Source organism: Mesorhizobium sp. SARCC-RB16n (assembly GCF_008520305.1).
Classification (GTDB): domain Bacteria; phylum Pseudomonadota; class Alphaproteobacteria; order Rhizobiales; family Rhizobiaceae; genus Mesorhizobium.
Map to the genome: position 1 here is coordinate 255,122 of NZ_ML703264.1, position 21,113 is coordinate 276,234.

Here is a 21,113-nt window from a genome sequence, read left to right on the forward strand (position 1 = left end):
TACGGGTTCTAGATCGCGAAGCTGCCGGCAGCCCGTCGGCACCAAGAAGTCCGGGGAAGGACCAGGCTCGCGAACGCAATCCGGACGAAGCGTTTCAACCGTGGCGCGTTCCCGCGCCGCGCCGGCAAGGTTTTGCCCATTGGCAGCCGGATACAGATGAATGAGAGAGGACTGATCATGCTGATCTCGCAGATTCTCGACGACGCCGAGACGATCCGTGTCGTTGCCCGCAGCGGCGGGAAGACCCGGATCATCAACGGCGCGCGCAGCGTTTATTCGCTGGCGATGGAGGCCGCCCGCACCGGCGTTGGACTCGCCACCCTGATCGAGCGCAAGGGGCTTGGCGAGACGGTCGATCTCGACGCCGCCTACAAGAAGGGGCGGCTCTTGTCGCCGATCAATCACCCCGATCCGGCGCATCTGCATCTCACCGGCACCGGTCTGACGCATCTCGGCTCGGCGGCGACGCGCGATTCCATGCACAAGAAGCTCAGCACCGACGGAGAGGAACAGCTCACCGATTCCATGAAGATGTTCCGTATGGGGCTGGAAGGCGGCAAACCCGCGAAAGGCCAGATCGGCGTGCAGCCGGAATGGTTCTACAAGGGCAACGGCACCATGGCGGTCGCGCCTGGCGCGGCGCTTATTTCACCGGCCTTTGCCAAGGATGCCGGCGAGGAGCCCGAGGTTGCCGGGATCTATGTCATCGGCGACGACGGCGCGCCGTTCCGCGTCGGCTTCACGCTGTCGAACGAATTCTCCGACCATGTGACGGAGCGCGTGAACTATCTCTTCCTCGCCCACTCCAAGCTGCGCAATGCCTCCTTCGGGCCGGAGATCCTGATCGGCGACCTGCCTTCCGACATCCGGGGCACGTCGCGCATCATGCGCGACGGCAATACGCTGTGGGAAAAGCCGTTCCTGTCGGGCGAAGCGAACATGTCGCACACCATCGCCAATCTCGAACATCATCATTTCAAATATTCGGCGTTCCGCCAGCCGGGCGACGTGCATGTACATATGTTCGGCACCGCGACGCTATCTTTCGCCGACGGCATCAAGACCGAGGCCGGCGACGTCTTCGAGATCGAGGCCGGGGATTTCGGACTGCCGCTGCGCAATCCGCTGGAAATCGAAAAGCCGGTGAAGGTGGTGGTGAAGGCGCTGTGAAGCGCCAGACGTCAATACGTCATCGATGGTCCTATGACAGGCTTTGACATATGGTCTTAAGTTATTTGCCTGGCGCCGTACGAAGCCTTGGCTTCGCGCTCTTGCTCGCGCACGTGTCATCCGTCGCTTATGGAGCCGCGCAGTGCAGTCCCAAATCCTATGGCGAAGCACTCGGACTTATGAAGAACCGGCTTATGACGTCCGGTTACTCAAGCCCTCAGGTCGAATTTCTGATGCAAAACGCCGACCGGCGAATGTCCACGCTTAGCCGTGCGCAACTGAACGAGGCTGCCAAGCCATGCGGGATAGACTCAGCCCGAGCCCATGTCCTCGGCTGCCTGGACAAAATCCTGTTCCCCTTGCAAGGATCAAAGGCTTCGCTCGACGCTGCAAGGCAGACACGCATCTGGGGTAAAACGCAACTCGCACGGCGCGAACTGCTTTTCATCGGCAGCTTCAATGCATGTCTCGGCATTGCGAAAAAGCGCATGTTTCACGGCTAGTCAAAGTCGATCGAGCCTGGAGAGGTCAGCTAAAAGTTCTGCATGGCCTCATGGTGCCAGGATCAGCGCACGGCGCGAAAATGCTTGGATAGTTTCAGGCCTTGCGCCTGGTAGTTCGACCCGAGATCGGTTCCGTAGAGCGCTTGCGGCCGCTTCAGCATGTGCTCGTAGACCAGCCGGCCGACGATCTGGCCATGGTCGAGGATGAAGGGAACTTCGTGGCTGCGCACTTCGAGCACCGCCCGGCTGCCGGTGCCGCCGGCCGCCGAATGGCCGAAACCCGGATCGAAGAAGCCGGCATAGTGGACACGGAACTCGCCGACTAGCGGATCGAAGGGCGTCATCTCGGCTGCGTAGAGCGGCGGCACATGCACCGCCTCCTGGCTGACGAGGATGTAGAACTCGTCTGGATCGAGCACCAGTTCGCCGGCGCCGCTCTTGTGGATCGGCTCCCAGAAGTCGAGGACATCCTGGGTGGCACGCTTGTCGACATCGACCAGCCCGGTGTGATGCTTGCCGCGATAACCGACCAGCCCATCCTTGTCGCCGTTGAGGTCGATCGACAGGGCGATGCCGCCGCCGGAAATGTTCGGCGGTTCGGTGGCGACCAGCATCTCGGCGCGGTGCAGTTCATGCAGTTCGGCTTCCGATAGCAGCGCGTTGCCGGTGCGAAAACGGATTTGAGACAGGCGCGAACCGGTGCGCGCAATGATCGGGAAGGTGCGCGGGCTGACTTCGAGATAAAGCGGCCCATGATAGCCAGCGGCGATCTTGTCGAACTCGTGGCCCCGGTCGGTCATGACGCGGGTGAAGATGTCGAGGCGCCCGGTCGAACTCTTCGGATTGGCCGAGGCCGAAATGTCAGCCGGCAGGGCCAGACCTTCGAGCAGCGGCACAATGTAGACGCAGCCGGTTTCGAGAACCGCGCCTTCGGTCAGATTGATCTCGTGCAGTTGCAGCCGATCGAGCTTTTCCGAAACCTTGTGGTTGGGACCTGGCAGGAACGAGGCGCGCACGCGCCAGGCCTTTTCGCCCAATCTGAGGTCAAGGCTGGCAGGCTGTATCTGGTCGGCATCGAGCGCACGCGGCGACTTCAGCGCGCCGGACTGGAAGAGCGCCGAAATGTCCTGATCGGGAAGAATGCCTGTCTGCCGCAAAGTCTGGCTCCTGGGCCGTTGGTACAAACCTCTTAATGAAGCCGGCAATTGACGCAAGCGTGACGCGGGTCTAAAGGGTCGTTATCCCGTGGTGATTTGGCCGGTCGGCTTGCAGCCACGTTAAACAAGTCGCTAAAGGACCGTCGGGCCGCAAGGCCGTATGGACCGGTTGCGACTTTTCGCGGCCGGTTTTTTTGTGTCTGGAACAAAGCGATGAGCACCAAGAAGCGCAACTGGAAACCTCAGACGGCACTCGTGCATGGCGGAACCCTGCGTTCCGGCTTCGGCGAAACCTCCGAGGCGATGTACCTGACCCAGGGCTATGTCTACAAGACCGCCCAGGCGGCGGAAGCCCGCTTCAAGGGCGAAGAGCCCGGCTTCATCTATTCGCGTTACGCCAACCCGACAGTCGACATGTTCGAAAAGCGCATGTGCGCTCTCGAAGGCGCCGAGGACGCGCGCGCCACGGCGTCGGGCATGGCCGCGGTGACGGCGGCCCTTCTGTGCAGCGTCAAGGCCGGCGACCATATCGTGGCGGCGCGCGCGCTGTTCGGCTCCTGTCGCTGGGTGGTCGAGACGCTGGCGCCGCGCTATGGCATCGAGGCGACTTTGGTCGACGGTACCGATATCGCCAATTGGGAAAAAGCGGTCAGGCCGAACACCAAGCTGTTCTTCCTGGAAAGCCCGACCAATCCGACGCTGGAAGTCGTCGACATAGCAGCCGTCGCCTCGCTTGCCAATTCGATCGGCGCGCGGCTTGTCGTCGACAATGTCTTCGCCACGCCGCTGCAGCAGAAGCCCTTGCAGCTTGGTGCGCACATCGTCGTCTATTCGGCCACCAAGCACATCGACGGCCAGGGCCGCTGTCTGGGCGGTGTCATCCTGTCGGACAAGAAGTGGATCGACGAAAACCTGCACGACTATTTTCGCCACACCGGCCCCAGTCTGTCGCCGTTCAATGCCTGGACCTTGCTGAAGGGCCTGGAGACGCTGCCGCTGCGCGTACGTCAGCAGACGGAAAGCGCCGGCAGGATCGCCGACTTCCTCGCCGAGCAGCCGCAGATCGCCCGCGTCATCTATCCCGGCCGCGCCGACCACCCGCAAGCCGCCGTCGTCAAGAAGCAGATGTCGGGCGGCTCGACGCTGATCTGCCTCGACGTCAAGGGCGGCAAGCCGGCGGCCTTCGCCCTGCAGAACGCCCTCGACATCGTGCTGATCTCGAACAATCTCGGCGATGCCAAGAGCCTGATCACCCATCCGGCGACGACGACGCACAAGAACCTGAGCGACGAGGCCCGCGCCGAACTCGGCATCGGGCCAGGTACGCTCAGGCTATCGGTCGGCCTGGAGGACGCCGACGATCTGCTGGAAGACATTGCACAGGCGCTGAAGGCCGCCAAATAGGCTGTTTAGGGGCGTCGTCCGCAGCGATCAGGCGCGCGACGGCGTCTCTTCCAGTTCGGCGGCCTTGGTGCCGATGGTCATCGCGTTGCCGCGCCAGTCGACAGCGCCGCCAAGCCAGCCACGCGTCCACATCGCCGGCAGGATCAGGTCGCGCGCCATTATGGCCGCGATCATGCGCGACGACAGGTACCAGCCCTTGGACCAGGCCAGGGCACATTCCGGAAGGTAGAAGGCGGCCAACACGACGATGGCCGTGAGCGGCAGGCTGAAGCCGGCGCTTGCCGCCGCAACCAGCGCCAGGACCAGCGGCACCACCGCGCCGGTCAGGATCTCAGGCGCGAAGAACAGCGGGAAGGTGACGCGACGCAGGCGCGCCCAGCGGGCCTGGCGCGACCAGATCTCGCCAAGCGTACGCTGGCCGAGCGGCTGCTCGAAGGGCGCGGCAACGAGATTGACGCGCAGGCCGAGGCCGTTGACGAGCTTGGTCGCGGCGGCGTCCTCGGCGATCTCGGCGGCCAGCGCGCGGATGCCGCCATTGGCATCCAGCATCGACTTGTTCCACAGCATGCTCTTGCCTTGGGCAAAGCCAAGGCCGAGCGCCTCGCCGGCATACTGCCAGCGCGCCTGCAGCGTGTTGAGGAAGGCGCATTCGACCTCGGCCCAGAAGCCGTCCGGCCGCGAACCGATCGGTGTCGAGCAGACAAGGCCGGTGTCGGGCCGCCATGCCGCCATCATGTGCTCGACATAGTCCCTCGGCATCAGCACGTTGGAATCGGCAAGAATGACCCAGTTGTGGCGCGCCGCTTCCCAGCCCTTGACGCAATTGTTGAGCTTTGGATTGGCGCTGACACGGTCATCGCCGATCAGCAGCCGGGCTGGAACCTTTGGAAAGCGGCCAATGGCCGCGCGGATCAGCTTGACCACCGGATCGTCGGCATGGGCGACGCAGAAGATCAACTCATAGCGCGGCCAGTCGAGCGCAAAGGCGCGTTCCAGCGTCTCATGCGTGAACGGCTCGGCGCCACGCGAAGGGACCACGATCGACACCGGTTGCGACTTGCCGGCTGGCGGGGCGATCGTGGTGCGCCGTTTCAGCTGTGAGGCGGCGAGCAAAATACTGGCGGCGTTTGAAAGAATGAGTGCGGTCGAAAGCGAGGCGGCTATGAAGGTGAGTTCCATCGAGATCTGGTCACTCCGGAAAGGCGGCCCGCACGTGGCCGTTTTCAACAGTTCGACAGAGCGCCGAGTCGCCCGGTTCGTGCACACCACCATTGTCGTGTGTCACTTAAATGACATTCTTTGCCGGCACCTGCGGTTCAAGGTCAGGCGCGACAAGACGCGCACGTTGACCTGCTCGCCGGGAGCGTCGAAACTCGTCGGATTGTTTTGGAGCCGCTCATGTACCGCGCCGTGACGCGCAACATCGAAGTGCAGGTCAGGCCGTTCTATCTCGAGGACCGTTCGGATCCCTCGGAGAACCGCTATGTCTGGGGCTATCAGATAACGATCGACAACCAGTCGGACGAGTTCGTGCAGCTTCTGTCGCGCTATTGGCACATCACCGACGGCACTGGCCGTGTCGAGGAAGTGCGCGGCCCGGGCGTCGTCGGCGACCAGCCGGAACTCAATCCCGGCGACAGCTATCAGTACACGTCCGGTTGCCCGCTTTCGACACCGTCCGGGATCATGGTCGGACGCTACACGATGCGCAACAAGCGGGGTGAGACGTTCGACATCGCCATTCCCGCCTTCTCGCTCGATCTGCCGGGGACAAGGCGCACCGTGAACTGAGCGTCGGACGCAGCTATTCGCCGAAGTTAGCGCTGCCCCTCAACCGCCCTTCGGGCACCTTCTCCCCGTAGAACGGGGAGAAGGAAGGACCTTACTGAGCTGCAAACTCTGCCGGATCGAAGTCGTACTGGGTCGAGCAGAACTCGCAGGCGACGTGGATGCCGCCATCCTCGGTGCTGTCCTTGATCTCCTGTGCGGAGAAGCCCTCGAGAATGCCGCGGATCTTGTCCCTGGAGCAGGAGCACCGATCGGTGACGGGAACGCCGCCGAAGACGCGCACGCCATGCTCGTGGAACAAGCGATAGAGCAGCCGCTCGGCGCCGATGGTCGGGTCGATCAGTTCGGTCGGCTCGATGGTGCCGAGCAAGGCCAGCAACTCCTGCCAGGAATTGTCTGTGGGATCATGGATCTCCTCGCGCGGATCGCCATCGCCACCCGGCAGCTCCGGAATGCGCATGCGCTCGGGCGATTGCGGCAGGAACTGCGCCAGGATACCACCGGCGCGCCACTGCTCGCGCGCACCGCCGACACCGGGGGTCAGCAGCTTGGCGACCGAGAGCCTGATATCAGTCGGGATCTGTTCCGACTGGCGGAAATAGGTGCGCGCCGCGTCTTCCAGCGTTTCGCCGTCGAGTTGGACGATGCCCTGATAGCGCTGCGTATGGGCGCCCTGGTCGATGGTCAGCGCCAGCACGCCGCTGCCAAGCAGCATTTGCTGCGAGGTCTCTCCGGCCGCAATCAGGGCCTCCAGCCGGTCGGCGTCGAAACGCGCATAGGCGCGCAGCGCCGACGGCGTGGAAAAGTCCGCGACCAGCATGTCGACAGGCCCGTCGGTACGGGTCTGCAGGATGAACTTGCCTTCGAATTTGAGCGAGGTACCGAGCAGCACCGTCAGCACACAGGCTTCCGCCAGCAGGCGGGCGACCGGCTCGGGATAGTCGTGGCGGCCGAGGATGGCGTCGAGCATCGGCCCGAGCTGCACCGTGCGGCCACGCACGTCGAGCGGACCGACCTCGAAGGGAACGACGTGATCGTCGCCGGCGTAGCCGAACTCGCCGAGTTTGGGGTGATGTTCAGTCACTTGATGGCTTTCCAACATGACAAAGCTCCAGGGCGCGGCCATGCGGCCCTGGTGGGCACATGCGTCCAAACGCGCTTGATTTGCGTGATGCGGCGCAGATAGGCATCGCGCCCCCGCAGATCAAGCGCCCAGGCATTTCAGACGCCCACGCATTTCAGGCGCCCAGACACATCAAGCACCAAGGCACATCAAGCACCGAGGCACCAGGCAAGCACGGCCTTCTGGGCATGGAGCCGGTTCTCGGCCTCGTCGAACACCACCGAATGCGGCCCGTCGATGACCTCGTCGGTCACCTCCTCGCCACGATGGGCCGGCAGGCAATGCATGAACAGGGCGTCGGGCTTGGCCCTGGCCATCAGCGCCGCGTTCACCTGATAGGGAGAGAAGACATTGTGGCCGCGGGCACGGTGTTCCTGCCCCATCGACACCCAGCAGTCGGTGACGATGCAGTCGGCCTGATCGACGGCTTCCTCGGGCGAGCGGGTGAAATGCAGCTTTCCGCCATGCGCCTTGGACCAATCGATGTGCTTCTGGGCCGGTTCGCTGCCTTCGGGGACGGCGACGTTGAGATTGAAGCGGAACCGTGCCGAGGCCTCGAGCAGCGAGTGCAGCACATTGTTGCCGTCGCCGGTCCAGGCAATCGTCTTGCCGGCAACCGGCCCGCGATGCTCCTCGAAAGTCATGATGTCGGCCATCAGCTGGCAAGGGTGGGTGTCGTCGGTCAGCCCGTTGATCACCGGAACGGTGGCATTCTCGGTCAGCTCCAGCAAACGCTCGTGCGAGGTGGTGCGGATCATGATCGCGTCGACATAGCGCGACAGTACCTTGGCGGTGTCGGCGATGGTTTCGGAGCGGCCGAGCTGCATCTCGGTGCCGGTCAACATGATGGTCTCGCCGCCAAGCTGGCGCATGCCGACGTCGAAAGAAACGCGCGTGCGCGTCGACGGCTTGTCGAAGATCATCGCCAGCACCTTGCCTTCGAGCGGCCTGGTCCGCTCGCCGGCCTTGAGACGCGCCTTTCGCGTCACCGCGTCATCCAGCATGAAGCGCAAATCGCCTTCGGAAACGGTGGAAAGATCAGTGAAATGGCGAACTGACATCAGGAATGGTTCCGGATTACTTCGCGGCGGCGGCGGCAATGGCCTCCGACAGGCCCTTGGCGCCAGCACGGATGCGGTTGAGCGCTTCGTGGACCTCGGCATCGGTGACGGTGAGCGGTGGCAGCAGACGAATGACGTTGTCACCGGCCGGAACCGCCAGCAAATGCTGGTCGCGCAGCGCCATGTTCACCTTGCCGTTGGGCATCGCGCATTTGAGGCCAAGCATGAGCCCGGTGCCCCTGATGTCCTCGACAATTTCGGGGAACTCGTCGGCTATTGACGCAAGCCCCTGCTTCATCTGCAGCGCCTTGCGCTGGACATCCTCCAGGAAGCCGTCTTCCAGCACGACGTCGAGGACGGCGTTGCCGACCGCCATCGCCAGCGGATTGCCGCCGAATGTGGTCCCGTGCACGCCGGCGGTCATGCCGACGGCCGCCTCGTCGGTGGCAAGGCAGGCGCCCATCGGGAAGCCGCCGCCAATGCCCTTGGCGATTGCCATGATGTCGGGCGTCACGCCCGACCACTCATGCGCGAACAGCTTGCCGGTACGGCCAATGCCGCACTGGACCTCATCGTAGATCAGAAGCAGACCATGCTGCTCGCAGAGCTGCCGCAGCCGCTTCAACGACTGTGTCGGTACCGGGCGGATGCCGCCCTCGCCTTGCACCGGCTCGATCAGGATCGCGGCGGTCTCGGGCGTGATCGCCTTCTCAGCCGCGTCGATGTCGTCGAAGCCGACCTGGTCGAAGCCTTCGACCTTGGGTCCGAAGCCTTCGAGATATTTGTACTGCCCGCCGGCCGCGATGGTCGCAAGCGTGCGGCCATGGAAGGCGCCTTCGAAGGTGATGATGCGGAAGCGCTCGGGATGCCCCTTGACGAAGTGGTAGCGCCGCGCCGTCTTGATCGCGCATTCCAGTGCCTCGGCGCCGGAGTTGGTGAAGAACACCTTGTCGGCGAAGGTGGCATTGGCCAGCCGCACGCCAAGCCGGCTCTGGCCAGGGATCTCATAGAGATTGGAGACGTGCCAGAGTTTCGCCGCCTGCTCGGTAAGGGCCGCGACCAGATGCGGATGGCTGTGGCCCAGCGAATTGACGGCGATGCCGCCCGCGAAATCGAGATATCGCTCGCCCTTGTCGGTAATCAGCCAGGTGCCCTCCCCACGATCGAAGGCCAGGGGTGCGCGAGCAAAGGTCTCGTAAAGCGCCGAACCGCTCATTATATGCGTCTCCGGTACCGGAAAATCAAAAAAGCCGCCAAAGCGGCGGCCTTCTGCGGCTTATCGTGTTTTTCGGTCACGAAGTCAACGAAAACGTCGCGTAGTTGCGCGCGGCAAGCCCCCTGACGCAACGCCGGCTCATGAGCGACCGGGCAAGTTGGGGAAAACCGAAAAAACCGATTCGTGTTGCACTTGGGACTCTTGTCACCGAGTCAGCGCATAGAGTAGTTGTAGACGAGAAATAACTAGATTTCGTGCGGCGGACCTAATCACCAGATATATGTGGTGTCTGCCCCAGCAGTGGTGCTGGGTCGGGAATGGATTCTGATTGCCGCACGCTTATGAGGAGCGCGGTCATGAACTGGACTGACGAGCGGGTAGAACTCTTGAGAAAACTGTGGTCGGAGGGTCTGAGCGCAAGCCAGATTGCTGCGCAGCTTGGAGGGGTCAGCCGCAACGCGGTCATCGGCAAGGTGCACCGGCTGAAGTTGTCGGGCCGCGGTCGTGCGACGGCGACGCCGGCACGCCAGAAGAAGGCATCGCAGGGATCGACTGTCCAGAAGTCGGTGGCGCGCGCAGCGAGCACGGCACGCCATGTCACGACTTCGATCGGCGCGACGGCCCTTCAGACGCAATTCGATGCCGAACCCGTGGCAAGACACTACATCCGCCCGGTCGAGAACGTCGTGGTACCGATCTCACGGCATTTGCAGCTCGTCGAACTGACCGAGCGCACCTGCAAATGGCCTAACGGCGATCCGCTTTCGGAAGACTTCAACTTCTGCGGCAACGAAGCCGCCGAAACCGGTCCCTACTGCAAATATCACGCCCGCGTGGCGTTCCAGCCAGCGGCGGAACGGCGCAGGAGCCGATAGGCGAATAGCGAATAGCGAATAGCGAATAGCGAATAGCGAATAGCGAATAGCGAATAGCGAATAGCGACGGGTTGCATTGTCCGACAGGAAGCAAGCAGTTTTTGCCCTACTCGCTATTCCCTATTCCCTTCTTTTTCACAGCCAACCGTTCTTCCTGAACCGCCAATACAGGAAGCAGCAGATCAGCGCGATGATGGTCAGCACCATCGGGTAGCCGTATTCCATTTTCAGCTCCGGCATGTCGGTAAAGTTCATGCCGTAGATGCCGGCGAATGCGGTTGGCACCGCCAGGATGGCCGCCCATGAGGCGAGTTTCTTCGAGATCGCCGTTTCCTGGCTTTGACCGACCAGAAGACTGGCCTCGAAGGCGAAGGCCAGCACCTCGCGCAGGCTGTCGACCTTCTCCTGGACGGTACGGATATGATCCGTCACGTCGCGGAACAGCGGGTGCATGGCCGAATGGATCTGCGGCAGATCGGCGCTGGTCAGGCGGCGGCAGACTTCCACCAGTGGCAATGCCGCGTTGCGCAGGCGCAGGAGGTCGCGGCGCAGCATGTAGAGGCGTTCAATGTCGGGGCCGGTCATCGGCTTCAGCAAGACCTGGTCCTCGATCGCCTCGACCTCGTCCTCGATCTGCTCGAGCACGGGCATGTAGTTGTCGACGATGAAATCGAGAATGGCGTAGAGGACGAAATCCTCGCCCTTGGCCAGCGAATGCGGGCAGCTTTCCCAGTGCTGGCGCACGGCGGCATAGGAGGTCGACGGGCCGTGCCTGACGCTGACGATGTAGCCTGAGCCGACAAACAGATGTGTCTCGCCGAAGGTGACGCGCCCATCGATCAACTGCGCCGTGCGGGCGACGATGAACAGCGCGTCGCCATATTGTTCGATCTTCGGCCGCTGATGCGGGTGCTCGGCATCCTCGATCGCCAGCTCATGCAGATGAAACTGCGCCTTGACGCGCAACAGAAGTTCGCGGTCGGGTTCAAGCAGCCCGATCCAGACGACGTGTCCCGACTTCTTGGCCCATTCGCCGGCTTCCTCGATCGGAATATCGGCGATACGGCGCCCGGCGGTATAGACACCGCAGGCGATGATGCCCGACGTCGGCGGCGAGGGCTTGAACTCCCGGACATATTCCACCGCAGCCTCCCGAAAGCATTGCCTTCCCTGGGGAACCAGCAAGCCCGGGATAGCTTAGCGCAATATGATCAAGCGTTCGAGAGGACGTGCGTTCACTTCACCGGTAGCGCCGTGGGGAGGCCGATCTTATCCGTCTTGTCGCTCTTTGGCCGCTCGGCCGGCATCTGGTCGCCGGTGACGATGTAGTAGATGGTCTCGGCGATGTTGGTGGCGTGATCGCCGATACGCTCGATGTTCTTGGCGCAGAACAGCAGATGTGTACAGGGCGTGATGTTGCGCGGATCTTCCATCATGTAGGTCAGCAATTCGCGAAACAGCGACGTGTACATGGCATCGATCTGGTCGTCGCGGTCGCGCACGAAGCCGATCTTGTCGACCGAACGGGACGCGTAGACGTCGAGAACTTCCTTCAGCTGGGTCAGCGCCAGGTTGGCCAGGGCCTCCAGGCCGCGGAAAAGGCTGGTCGGCTGACGGCCGTCGATGACGGCGACCACTCGCTTGGCGACGTTTTTGCCGAGGTCGCCGACCCGCTCGAGGTCGGCCGAAATGCGGATGGCGCCGACGATCTCGCGCAGGTCCGTCGCCATCGGCTGGCGCTTGGCGATGATGACGATCGCCTTGTCGTCGATCTCACGCTGCCCCTCATCGAGCACGAGGTCATCGCGAATGACCTTCTGGGCCAATCCCGGATCGGCATTGACCAAGGCGGCGACCGCCTGCTCGACCATGCGCTCGGCATGGCCGCCCATCGCGGCGATGCGCTTGGAGAGATATTTCAGTTCCTCGTCAAAGGCGCTCATTGTGTGAACGGACTGCATGGACGAAATGCCTTCCCGCGGGGTGTCTTGATTTTGAGTCGTTTCCTCGAATCCCCGCTGATACGCTAACCGGATGACAGAAAAAAGAAACGGTGCCGTGGAAAACTAGGGCAACATCAGTGCGCCGGCAAATGGACCGAGAAGGCGGCGCCCTTGCCGACCTCGGACCTGATCGTCAGCCTGGCGTTGTGACGCGTCAGGATGTGCTTGACGATCGACAGGCCAAGTCCCGTACCTTTCTGGGTCCGGCTGGTCTCGACATCGATACGATAGAAGCGCTCGGTAATGCGCGGGATATGTTCTTCGGGAATGCCGGGGCCAAAATCCCTGATCGTCACGTCGATGCCTGGTTCGGAACCATCTTCGCCGCGCGCGATCGACACCACGACGCGCCCGCCCGACTGGCCGTATTTGCAGGCATTTTCCAAAAGGTTCTCGAAGACCTGGAACAGCTCGTCGCGATCGCCCGGCACATCGAGCGGCCCCTTGGCGAAATCGCGCTCGATGGCGACATTGTTTTCCCGGGCGAGCGGCCCGAGCGAATCGATGACGCTGTCGACGGTCTGGCGCAGATCGACCTCGGTTCCCGGCTTCAGATAGGGCTTCATCTCCAGCCGCGACAGCGACAGCAGGTCATCGATCAGGCGCGCCATGCGGCCGGTCTGGTTCTGCATGATCTGGAGGAACTGCTCGCGCGCCGCCGGATCGTTGCGGGCCGGTCCGCGCAGTGTTTCTATGAAGCCTGCGATCGAGGCCAGCGGGGTGCGCAACTCGTGACTGGCATTGGCGATGAAGTCGGCGCGCATGCGGTCTATGCGCCTTGCCTCGCTCTGGTCCTTGAAGACCAGCACATAAAGGTCGGTCCCATGCCCGACCGAGGACGCGCTGACCCGGTAGGCTCGTTCGACAGGCAGTTTCTCGGTGTAGTCGACCACATCCGAAGCGACAGTGCCCGACAGAACACTGTCCAGCAGCGCCTGCATTTCAGGCGCTCGGAATTTCAGCGGCAGCGATATGTCGGGCGCGATGCCGCCAAAGGCGGCAAAGGCGGCGGCGTTGGCGTGGACGATGGTGGCGGCCTGGTCGAAGATGATGAGCGGATCGGCGACGGCGGCCGCGAGATATTCGCCCGACAGGCGCTGCAAGCCCATCGCCTCGATTGCCCCGGCGCTCTCGGCGGAATGGCGCGCACCGCCCTCCGGCAATATTGCCGCCGCCAGCAGCAGGAGCAGCGCCGGTACCAGCACATAGGCGGAAATACCCGCGAAGCCATAGGCGATCAGAACCGCCACGACCCCGGCCGCGAGCAGCCAGCGGCGGTTCCACAGCCGGGCGGCGATCGCTTGCCCCGTGCCTTTCTGTTCTGCGCCCAGGTCGGTCATTCGCGCGCCCAGCCTCCACCGGTCACACGGCGACGGAAACTTCCGCTGGACCGCTCCGGAGGCTCCCAATAGCATGAGTCCGGATGCTGGAAAGGGTTCGTCTGCATGAATAATAAGGCCAAGGAAAATTCCGTCACACCAACTTCAGGTCCGCTAAAAGTCAGGATCGGCGGTAAGGAACGGGAGTTCGATATCGAGAATCCCGTGCTTCCGGACTGGGTCGAAGAGAACAAGCTGGCCGCGGGCGGGTATCCTTACGACAAGAAGATGAAAAGCGAGGAGTATGACGAGACGCTCGAGCATTTGCAGATCGAGCTGGTCAAGGCGCAAGCATGGCTGCAGGCGACCGGCAAGCGGGCGATGGCGCTGTTCGAGGGGCGTGATGCCGCCGGCAAGGGCGGCACGATCTTCGTGCTGCGCCAGTACCTCAATCCGCGCACGGCGCGCAACGTTGCGCTGACCAAGCCGACCCCGACGGAGCTGGGGCAATGGTATTACCAGCGCTATGCCGACCATTTCCCGACGTCGGGTGAATTCGTCACCTTCGACCGCTCCTGGTACAACCGTGCCGGCGTCGAGCCGGTGATGGGTTTTTGCACCCCCGAACAGCACGAGAAATTTCTCGACGAGACGCCGCATTTCGAACGAATGATCGTCAACGACGGCATCCATTTCTTCAAATTCTGGCTGAACATCGGCCAGGAAACGCAGCTCGAGCGCTTTCACGATCGCCGCTACAGCCCCCTGAAGAACTGGAAGTTCTCGCCGATCGACATTGCCGGCATCACCAAGTGGGACGATTACACCAAGGCGCGCGACAGCATGTTCGAGCGCACCCACAAGGAGTTCGCGCCATGGATCATCGTACGGGCCAACGACAAGCGCCGCGCGCGGCTGGCGGTGATGCGTCGCATCCTCCTGTCGCTGCCCTATGAGGGGCGCGATCTCGATATTGTCGGCAAGGAAGACAAGAAGATCATCGGCGAAGGCCCATCATTCCTGGGCAAGCAGGACTGACGCTTCTTGGCGCCGCGCAGCCAAAGGCAGCGCGGCGCCATTTATGAGCGCCCTTGATCCGGCTCTAGGCCGCCAGGCGCGCGATCCGCTGCAACCGTCGCAGCGTGGCGTCGTCCTGCAGCGCCTGCTGGAACAGCGATATCTCCTCATCGATGCGCTCGCAAAGTGCCGTGGTGTTGCCCTTGAGCAGGCCGCGCGTCTGCAGCAACGCAGCAACCGGCTTTTTGGCGAGTTGCCTGGCCCGGCCGAGCGTCGCCTCCTCGACGCCGCCTTCCGGGACGATCTCGGCGACGAGGCCGAGCGCCCTGGCGTCCTCGGCACGAAGCGTGTCGCCGAGGCAGAAGAAGCGGAAAGCTCCGGCATAGCCGAGCTTCTGCGGTGCCAGGATGCTGGTCGCCGCGTCCGGCACCAGGCCGAAATCGACGAACGGCACCCGGAACGTGCTTTTTTCCGACGCGATCACCATGTCGCAATGGAACAGGATGGTGCAGCCGACGCCGACGGCATCGCCGTCGACACAGGCCAGGATGGGCTTTGGAAACGTCGCCAGCATGCGGAACATGTCGGTGACGGCGGCGATCAGCTTCTGATGCTTGGTGGCATCCAGGAATTCGGAAAAATCGCCGCCAAGGCAGAAGCAGCCCGCCAGGCCGCGCAGCACGACGACCCGCACCTCATCGTTCTCGGCGGCTTCGTGGAACGTCCTGGCAAGGCTCTCATAGGCCCTCCTGTCGAGCACCGGCCGGCCGTCATTCGACGATACGGTGACGATCAGCGCGTGGTTGCGCAGTTCGGGTTGCGGGTGCGCGTTCATGACGCCCTCCTTTGGCCGAACATGTCGGGATATCCCCTGGCCAGTACGGGTGCATGATGATTGCGGCGCGAACGCACCACGTCCAGCGTGTGCTCGTTGAAGGTGAGCAGCGTCGCCACGACCTGCTGGTTGCCATAGGTGCGCTGATAGCCCAGCGGCGTCGCCAGGAAGTGCAGCTGCAATGCGCGCAGCACCCACATCGGCTCGAATTCGATGATCACCTTGTCGACGCCGCGCTTCAGACCCCACTCGACGAAACCGGCTATCAATTCCGTGCCGACGGTCGAGACGCCGCGCCGGCCATCGCGAAAACCCGGAGCCACCGCATAGCGGGTCAACTCCCAGATGTTGGGGCCCGCCGGCGGCGTTCCTTCGGAGAGATCGGTCAACACCTCGGTCAACAGATGCGGCCGTGTAGTTGGCAACATCCGCTGATAGCCCGCGACTTCATTGCCCCTGATGACGATCTGATGCACCGCCTCGTCATGATCGAACTGGTCGACCTCAAACCCGTCGGGGCGACGCAGGTCCTCCCATCCCATTTCCTCGACGAATATCCGATAGCGCAGCCGATGGACGGCTTCCCAGAGGTCGGGGCGTTCCATCAATTCTTTGGTCGAAAGACAAAAAAGCATGCCGTAGTCTCCTGTGTTTCAGGGGAAGATACGGCCGTGCTTCGGTGCGAAAATTGCGTGATCACGTAGGCGAGAAGTTCTAGGCCGGCACGGCCGACCTAGCTAATGTAGCCGCGCCTTATCGCCTCGGCGACTGCCTGCACCCGGTTGACGGCACCGAGTTTGCTTTTGGCGTTAAGAAGATGTTTCTCCGACGTGTGTTCGGAGATGCCGAGGATTTGCGAAATCTCCCATTCGGACTTGCCGACCGCGGCCCATTGCAGGCATTCGCGTTCGCGTGGCGTCAGCTCGATATGGTCGATGGTCTTGGTCGGCATGGTGTGAAGCTGCATGGCGCGGCCAACAGCATAGGTCGAAACCAGCGAGACCAGGCCGAACTCGGCTGCCGACAGCTCCACAGCCTCGCCCCCCAGGGACACCATGACGATTTCGCCGTCGAGCGTGATCAGCGGGAAGGCGAGCCCGTCACGCAGCTTGAAGGCGCCGGCATCGCCCATCACTTCGCCACTGCTCTTGTCGATGCGAAGGCCCTGGGCGGCTTCTCGCCATTGGAACGGCGCCTGCAGCTGTTTCATGTGACTGACGACGGGATCGTGATCGACATAGTTGCGCGTCACATAGCGCTCGAGCCATTCGACCGGCCAGTCGCAAAGCAGCACATGCTGCTTTTGCTGACCCGTCGGCGTGCCCGGCTGCGGAACGGTTCCGGCCATGAGTGCGGTCAGGCCGAACTCCGATGTTACGCCCAACAGTTTCTCGCAGACCGCGGCCGCCGTTGCGGCGTGCTGTAGCTGGTCTATGTATTCCAGCGTCCGATCGAACTGACTCATCGCAACACAACCCCATGTTGCCTCATGCATTGAAGTCCATGGTCCACGCCTTGCCGGCACTTCGCCACCGACCACGAATTGCAAAGCGCCCGCTTCCGGTTGTGGTTCTCGACCCTGGTACCCCCACCAGGGCAGCCACCGCTGTTTGCAAATCCAGCAAACCATATCCTGAAATCGACGCGTTGAAATCAAAAAGCATTGTGCCTGTACCATTTTCATTCCAGAACCGACGCAAGCACGAGTGCGGCGGAGTTCTATCGTGGGGTTCCAATGGAGGTTCCAGGTCCTGGCAGCGGTGCTCATCGCGGCACTGGCTTGGGTTCCCGGAGCAAGCGCGGCTGAGCCGCAGGTACCGGTGCTGTGGGACGCCAAGGAGCGGCTGCCCAAGCCGGATCTTTCGGCACTGCCGCGGCTGCGGTTCCTGACGACCACAGATTTTCCGCCCTTCAATTTCCTCGACGGCGCGGGAAAGCTGTCCGGTTTCCATATCGACCTGGCGCGCGCCATCTGCGCGGAACTCGGCATCGTCGACAAGTGCCAGATCCAGGCCTTGCCCTGGGCGGAGCTTCAAGGCGCGCTCGAGAAAGGTGAAGGCGAAGCGATCATCGCCGGCATTGCCGCAACACAGCAGTCGCGCCAGACATACGCCTTCTCGCGCGCCTACCTGCAGTTCCCGGCGCGCTTCATCATGCCGAAGAACAAGGCGCTGGCGGAACCGATCTTCGACAAATTGCACGGCAAGCGCGTCGGCGTGATATCAGGCTCGGCGCATGAACGCATGCTGCGTGACTATTTCAGCACGGTCCAGGTCGTGCCCTTCGACGGACCGGAAGCCCTCTACGGCGATCTCAAGGCCGGCAAGATCGACGCGGCCTTCGGCGACGGCATGCGCTTCGCCTTCTGGCTCGGCGGCTCCGATGCCGCCGGCTGCTGCCGCTTTGCCGGCGGCCCCTACCTGGCGCCCGAATATCTGGGCACCGGCATGGCGATCGCCACGCGTGCGGACAATCCGGCGCTGGCCGCGGCACTCGACTACGCATTGCAGGAGATTTCGATGAAGGGCACATTCGCCGAATTCTACCTGCGCTATTTCCCGGTCAGCTTTTTCTGATCCGGCGTAACGCTCGCCTTCAGGTGAGCGTGCGAAGCCGCGCCTTGGCCGCACGGCCGATGGCCGCCACTGTCAGCGTGTCGAGATCGAGCTGGCGGCGGATCAACTGCAGCACCCGCACTTCCTCCATGCGCATTTCGAGATCGACGGCGGCCACTTCGAAGGCCGCCGCATAGGCCGTGTCGCGCAATCGCTCCGGCAGCGCCTCCGCAACCTGGGTGAGGACACCCTCCAGGCCATCCTTTTCATGCAACAGCTTCTGACAAGCCTGAGCCACGGCAACCAGCCGGTCCTGCTTGAAATCCTCGAACACCGGCCATGAACGAACTACGTCGCCGATCCTGGCCAGTTCGACGTCGGTCATGTCCCGGTCGGAGGCCGAGGTGATGACCATCAGGTAGATCAGGGCTTCATGTGGGGTCGGCGACGGCATTCTTCACTCCTTGAGCGGGCTCCGAAGGTAGGAAGGGGAGCCTGAGGCCGCAAGGAAAAAGCGCCCCACGCGTTGACGCTCCGGCCACGCGCGCCTAGAGACCGGTTGAAAATCGACACTTGCAGCCAGAGCGGCGAATAATTTTGGAAAACAGAACCATGGCGGGATCAAACATCATCGATCTCAATCCCGAACTGCTGACGGCGGCGGCCGAGAGCAAGGCATGGCCGTTCGAGGAAGCCAAAAAGATCATCGAGCGCTACAAGGGCGCCGACTTTCCCGAAACGATCCTGTTCGAGACCGGCTATGGGCCGTCGGGCCTGCCGCATATCGGCACGTTCGGCGAAGTGGCGCGCACCTCGATGGTGCGCCATGCGTTCCGCGTGCTGACGCAGGACAAGGTCGCGACCAAGCTCTTGTGCTTTTCCGACGACATGGACGGCATGCGCAAGATACCCGACAGCGTGCCGGATCGCGCAGCGCTCGAGCCGTATCTGCACAAGCCGCTGTCATCGGTGCCCAACCCTTTCGGCGGTGACTATGCGAGCTTTGCCGACCACAACAATGCAATGCTCTGCCGCTTCCTCGACACGTTCGGCTTCGACTACGAATTCGCCAGCGCGACGCAGTACTACAAGGCCGGCCGCTTCGATGCGATGCTGTTGCGCGCCGCCGAACGCTACGATCAGATCATGGCGGTCATGCTGCCGACGCTCGGCCCGGAGCGGCAGGCGACCTACAGCCCCTTCCTGCCGATCTCGCCGAAGAGCGGGCGCGTGCTTTACGTTCCCATGAAGCATGTCGACGCCAGGGCCGGCACCATCACCTTTGACGATGAAGGCACCGAAACCACGCTGCCGGTCACCGGCGGCAAGGTAAAGCTGCAGTGGAAGCCGGACTTCGGCATGCGCTGGGCGGCCCTTGGCGTCGACTTCGAGATGTTCGGCAAGGACCACCAGACCAATGCGGTGGTCTACGACCGTATCTGCAACATTCTGGGCGGGCGGGCGCCGGAGCATTTCGTCTACGAGCTGTTCCTCGACGAGAACGGCCAGAAGATTTCCAAATCGAAGGGCAACGGCCTGACCATCGACGAATGGCTGACCTATGCGCCGACCGAGAGCCTGGGGCTCTATATGTACCAGCGGCCGCGGCAGGCCAAGAAACTCTATTTCGACGTCATCCCGCGGGCAGTGGACGAATATTACACCTTCCTTGCCGCCTACCCCAGGCAGGACTGGAAGGAGCGGCTGGGCAACCCGGTCTGGCATATGCATGACGGCAATCCGCCCGCCATCGACATGCCGGTGCCGTTCTCGCTGCTGCTCAACCTGGTAAGCGCCTCCAATGCGCAAAACAAGGATGTCCTGTGGGGCTTCATCTCGCGCCACGTGCAGGGTGTGACACCGGCCACCCATCCCGAGCTCGACCGGCTGACGGGCTATGCGATCCGCTATTTCGACGATTTCGTGAAGCCGACGAAAACCTTTCGACCGGCCGACGAGGTCGAGCGCGAAGCGCTGGTGGCTCTCGAAAAGGCACTTGGCGACTTGCCGGCGGGCGCCACCGGCGAGGCTATCCAGAACGCTTCGCTCAACGTGGCGCGCAAGATCGAACGCTACCAGGATCATTCCAAGCAGAGTCCGGAAGGTGGCCCCGGCGTTTCGGGCGCCTTCTTCCAGATGATCTATCAGGTGCTGATCGGCCAGGAACGTGGCCCACGCTTCGGATCCTTCGCCGCTCTCTACGGCGTCCCCGAGACCCGCTCGCTCATTCAGAAGGCGTTGGCTGGTCAGCTGGCTTGAGGACACCGCCGTCCTCTTCCAGGATCGAACCCGGCGCCTGAGGCGCCGGGGCGGTGGCGGCCGGCGCCGCTGGGATGCCGGCGAGATTCGGCGCCGGTCCGAAAATGCCCTTCTTCGCGCTTCGTGCCTTTTCGCCGGCCTCGACATAGGGCCCGCCCTTGGCGGCGCGCGCCCAGCCGTTTTCGACCAGCCATTGACCGACATCCAGCTTGCCGATCCGGCACTCCGCCGCGATCCGGTCGCGACCACCTTCCGGCGGCACCAAGCAGACCACGGCGCGGCCGCGCAGGAAGGCGCGGAACGCCGTGCGCGCACGGACGCCGCATGGCCAGGATTTGCCGTCGGTGGTGCAGGTCTCGTCCTGCCCGACGACATCGATGCCGGAAACGGCGACTGAATAGCCTTTCGCGTCGATCAGGCCGGCTGCCGGCGCGACCGGCTGGAACAGCTTCGTGCCGTTCCAGTCGTCGGGCATCTTCGGCTTGGGCGGCACGGCCAGCGCCAGCTTGCTCAGTGGTTCGCGCGGCTCGACCCGCTCGAGTTCCCCGGCGGGCAGTTCCGGTGGCGCGACGACATCCGGATCGATCGCCCGCGAATGCACCGCCGGCTTTGGCGGCTGCGGAGCAGCCGGCGCGGGAATGGCTGCAGTAGCCGGCTCTTCAGGCCCGGCATCGGTGCCTGCTTGAGAGACAGTGTCAGCGGCAGGGTCGATCTGGTCCACCGCAACACTGCTCTCGTTTCCTTTCAGCGTGCGTCCGCCGGCGACGACCAGCGCGGCCATCACCGGGACCATCAGAAGCGCCAGGACAAGATGAGGAAGTCGCACCC

Annotated in this window: 21 protein-coding genes and 1 riboswitch; of the genes, 8 read left to right on the forward strand and 13 right to left on the reverse strand. The window is 62.9% G+C overall.

Features of this window, described 5'->3' with window-relative positions; translation table 11 throughout:
- Positions 1–177: 177 nt before the first annotated feature.
- Both araD1 and C7I87_RS11970 read left to right on the forward strand, forming a co-directional pair.
- Entirely contained in the window at positions 178–1,170 is a 993-nt protein-coding gene (araD1, locus tag C7I87_RS11965) for an AraD1 family protein (protein ID WP_149904591.1), read from the forward strand.
- A 233-nt stretch (positions 1,171–1,403) separates the two neighbouring features.
- A complete protein-coding gene (locus C7I87_RS11970) occupies positions 1,404–1,673 on the forward strand; it encodes a hypothetical protein (RefSeq protein WP_149904398.1) in 270 nt (89 codons plus the stop codon).
- A gap of 62 nt (positions 1,674–1,735) precedes the next feature.
- Here the strand turns inward: C7I87_RS11970 and C7I87_RS11975 are convergent, their stop codons facing one another.
- On the reverse strand, positions 1,736–2,830 hold the full coding sequence (locus tag C7I87_RS11975; protein ID WP_149904399.1) for a 2'-deoxycytidine 5'-triphosphate deaminase: 1,095 nt from the start codon (positions 2,828–2,830) through the stop codon (positions 1,736–1,738).
- Between the two features lie 78 nt (positions 2,831–2,908).
- A riboswitch (SAM riboswitch) is annotated at positions 2,909–2,986 on the forward strand.
- 57 nt (positions 2,987–3,043) lie between these two features.
- Between C7I87_RS11975 and C7I87_RS11980 the strand changes: the two genes are divergently transcribed.
- Entirely contained in the window at positions 3,044–4,234 is a 1,191-nt protein-coding gene (locus tag C7I87_RS11980; protein ID WP_149904400.1) for an O-succinylhomoserine sulfhydrylase, read from the forward strand.
- A 27-nt stretch (positions 4,235–4,261) separates the two neighbouring features.
- On the opposite strand, the gene C7I87_RS11985 is transcribed toward C7I87_RS11980, so the two are convergent.
- Entirely contained in the window at positions 4,262–5,413 is a 1,152-nt protein-coding gene (locus tag C7I87_RS11985) for a ceramide glucosyltransferase (RefSeq protein ID WP_149904401.1), read from the reverse strand.
- Positions 5,414–5,632: 219 nt separating this feature from the next.
- On the opposite strand from C7I87_RS11985, the gene apaG reads away from it, so the two are divergent.
- Positions 5,633–6,025: a Co2+/Mg2+ efflux protein ApaG gene (gene apaG, locus C7I87_RS11990; protein WP_140706123.1), complete on the forward strand. Its 393-nt coding sequence runs from the start codon at positions 5,633–5,635 to the stop codon at positions 6,023–6,025.
- Positions 6,026–6,116: 91 nt separating this feature from the next.
- Here the strand turns inward: apaG and C7I87_RS11995 are convergent, their stop codons facing one another.
- The 3 genes from C7I87_RS11995 to C7I87_RS12005 form a co-directional block, all read right to left on the reverse strand.
- Positions 6,117–7,148: an Hsp33 family molecular chaperone gene (locus C7I87_RS11995; protein ID WP_149904402.1), complete on the reverse strand. Its 1,032-nt coding sequence runs from the start codon at positions 7,146–7,148 to the stop codon at positions 6,117–6,119.
- A gap of 146 nt (positions 7,149–7,294) precedes the next feature.
- Entirely contained in the window at positions 7,295–8,206 is a 912-nt protein-coding gene (gene argF, locus C7I87_RS12000; protein ID WP_149904403.1) for an ornithine carbamoyltransferase, read from the reverse strand.
- Positions 8,207–8,222: 16 nt separating this feature from the next.
- The gene (locus tag C7I87_RS12005) at positions 8,223–9,422 is read right to left on the reverse strand and encodes an aspartate aminotransferase family protein (protein WP_149904404.1); all 1,200 of its coding nucleotides are present in this window, start codon (positions 9,420–9,422) and stop codon (positions 8,223–8,225) included.
- A gap of 356 nt (positions 9,423–9,778) precedes the next feature.
- Here C7I87_RS12005 and C7I87_RS12010 point away from each other — a divergent pair, with 356 nt between their 5' ends.
- Positions 9,779–10,297, forward strand: coding sequence for a GcrA family cell cycle regulator (locus tag C7I87_RS12010; protein ID WP_149904405.1), 519 nt, complete (start codon positions 9,779–9,781; stop codon positions 10,295–10,297).
- 135 nt (positions 10,298–10,432) lie between these two features.
- On the opposite strand, the gene C7I87_RS12015 is transcribed toward C7I87_RS12010, so the two are convergent.
- The 3 genes from C7I87_RS12015 to C7I87_RS12025 form a co-directional block, all read right to left on the reverse strand.
- A complete protein-coding gene (locus C7I87_RS12015) occupies positions 10,433–11,440 on the reverse strand; it encodes a magnesium and cobalt transport protein CorA (protein WP_149904406.1) in 1,008 nt (335 codons plus the stop codon).
- Positions 11,441–11,532: 92 nt separating this feature from the next.
- On the reverse strand, positions 11,533–12,258 hold the full coding sequence (gene phoU / locus C7I87_RS12020) for a phosphate signaling complex protein PhoU (protein WP_149904407.1): 726 nt from the start codon (positions 12,256–12,258) through the stop codon (positions 11,533–11,535).
- A 116-nt stretch (positions 12,259–12,374) separates the two neighbouring features.
- On the reverse strand, positions 12,375–13,640 hold the full coding sequence (locus C7I87_RS12025; protein ID WP_149904408.1) for an ATP-binding protein: 1,266 nt from the start codon (positions 13,638–13,640) through the stop codon (positions 12,375–12,377).
- A 105-nt stretch (positions 13,641–13,745) separates the two neighbouring features.
- Between C7I87_RS12025 and ppk2 the strand changes: the two genes are divergently transcribed.
- On the forward strand, positions 13,746–14,657 hold the full coding sequence (ppk2, locus tag C7I87_RS12030) for a polyphosphate kinase 2 (RefSeq protein WP_149904409.1): 912 nt from the start codon (positions 13,746–13,748) through the stop codon (positions 14,655–14,657).
- Between the two features lie 64 nt (positions 14,658–14,721).
- On the opposite strand, the gene C7I87_RS12035 is transcribed toward ppk2, so the two are convergent.
- From C7I87_RS12035 to C7I87_RS12045, 3 genes are all read right to left on the reverse strand, one after another.
- The gene (locus C7I87_RS12035) at positions 14,722–15,471 is read right to left on the reverse strand and encodes an enoyl-CoA hydratase-related protein (RefSeq protein WP_149904410.1); all 750 of its coding nucleotides are present in this window, start codon (positions 15,469–15,471) and stop codon (positions 14,722–14,724) included.
- Complete coding sequence (locus tag C7I87_RS12040) at positions 15,468–16,106, reverse strand: acyl-homoserine-lactone synthase (protein ID WP_149904411.1); 639 nt, start codon at positions 16,104–16,106, stop codon at positions 15,468–15,470. Before C7I87_RS12040 ends, C7I87_RS12035 begins: the two co-directional genes overlap by 4 nt.
- A 98-nt stretch (positions 16,107–16,204) precedes the next feature.
- Positions 16,205–16,936, reverse strand: coding sequence for a helix-turn-helix transcriptional regulator (locus C7I87_RS12045; RefSeq protein WP_149904412.1), 732 nt, complete (start codon positions 16,934–16,936; stop codon positions 16,205–16,207).
- 259 nt (positions 16,937–17,195) lie between these two features.
- On the opposite strand from C7I87_RS12045, the gene C7I87_RS12050 reads away from it, so the two are divergent.
- Positions 17,196–18,047 (forward strand): transporter substrate-binding domain-containing protein, encoded by an 852-nt coding sequence (locus tag C7I87_RS12050; protein ID WP_373424672.1) that lies wholly within the window; start codon positions 17,196–17,198, stop codon positions 18,045–18,047.
- A 19-nt stretch (positions 18,048–18,066) separates the two neighbouring features.
- Here the strand turns inward: C7I87_RS12050 and C7I87_RS12055 are convergent, their stop codons facing one another.
- Positions 18,067–18,480 (reverse strand): tellurite resistance TerB family protein, encoded by a 414-nt coding sequence (locus C7I87_RS12055; RefSeq protein ID WP_149904413.1) that lies wholly within the window; start codon positions 18,478–18,480, stop codon positions 18,067–18,069.
- Positions 18,481–18,638: 158 nt separating this feature from the next.
- Between C7I87_RS12055 and C7I87_RS12060 the strand changes: the two genes are divergently transcribed.
- Positions 18,639–20,285, forward strand: coding sequence for a lysine--tRNA ligase (locus tag C7I87_RS12060; RefSeq protein ID WP_149904414.1), 1,647 nt, complete (start codon positions 18,639–18,641; stop codon positions 20,283–20,285).
- Here C7I87_RS12060 and C7I87_RS12065 read toward each other — a convergent pair.
- Positions 20,251–21,111, reverse strand: a complete 861-nt coding sequence (locus C7I87_RS12065) for a thermonuclease family protein (protein WP_373424674.1) — start codon at positions 21,109–21,111, stop codon at positions 20,251–20,253. The two genes, C7I87_RS12060 and C7I87_RS12065, sit on opposite strands and share 35 nt — an antisense overlap.
- Positions 21,112–21,113 lie beyond the last annotated feature (2 nt).

Coding starts and splice junctions, on each gene's coding strand:
- C7I87_RS12040 (WP_149904411.1), bottom strand. CDS start 16,106: ATGCTTTTTTGTCTTTCGACCAAAGAATTGATGGAACGCCCCGACCTC.
- C7I87_RS12060 (WP_149904414.1), top strand. CDS start 18,639: ATGGCGGGATCAAACATCATCGATCTCAATCCCGAACTGCTGACGGCG.
- araD1 (WP_149904591.1), top strand. CDS start 178: ATGCTGATCTCGCAGATTCTCGACGACGCCGAGACGATCCGTGTCGTT.
- argF (WP_149904403.1), bottom strand. CDS start 8,206: ATGTCAGTTCGCCATTTCACTGATCTTTCCACCGTTTCCGAAGGCGAT.
- C7I87_RS12035 (WP_149904410.1), bottom strand. CDS start 15,471: ATGAACGCGCACCCGCAACCCGAACTGCGCAACCACGCGCTGATCGTC.
- C7I87_RS12045 (WP_149904412.1), bottom strand. CDS start 16,936: ATGAGTCAGTTCGATCGGACGCTGGAATACATAGACCAGCTACAGCAC.
- C7I87_RS11995 (WP_149904402.1), bottom strand. CDS start 7,148: ATGGCCGCGCCCTGGAGCTTTGTCATGTTGGAAAGCCATCAAGTGACT.
- C7I87_RS11985 (WP_149904401.1), bottom strand. CDS start 5,413: ATGGAACTCACCTTCATAGCCGCCTCGCTTTCGACCGCACTCATTCTT.
- C7I87_RS12055 (WP_149904413.1), bottom strand. CDS start 18,480: ATGCCGTCGCCGACCCCACATGAAGCCCTGATCTACCTGATGGTCATC.
- apaG (WP_140706123.1), top strand. CDS start 5,633: ATGTACCGCGCCGTGACGCGCAACATCGAAGTGCAGGTCAGGCCGTTC.
- C7I87_RS12010 (WP_149904405.1), top strand. CDS start 9,779: ATGAACTGGACTGACGAGCGGGTAGAACTCTTGAGAAAACTGTGGTCG.
- phoU (WP_149904407.1), bottom strand. CDS start 12,258: ATGCAGTCCGTTCACACAATGAGCGCCTTTGACGAGGAACTGAAATAT.
- ppk2 (WP_149904409.1), top strand. CDS start 13,746: ATGAATAATAAGGCCAAGGAAAATTCCGTCACACCAACTTCAGGTCCG.
- C7I87_RS11970 (WP_149904398.1), top strand. CDS start 1,404: ATGCAAAACGCCGACCGGCGAATGTCCACGCTTAGCCGTGCGCAACTG.
- C7I87_RS11980 (WP_149904400.1), top strand. CDS start 3,044: ATGAGCACCAAGAAGCGCAACTGGAAACCTCAGACGGCACTCGTGCAT.
- C7I87_RS12005 (WP_149904404.1), bottom strand. CDS start 9,422: ATGAGCGGTTCGGCGCTTTACGAGACCTTTGCTCGCGCACCCCTGGCC.
- C7I87_RS12025 (WP_149904408.1), bottom strand. CDS start 13,640: ATGACCGACCTGGGCGCAGAACAGAAAGGCACGGGGCAAGCGATCGCC.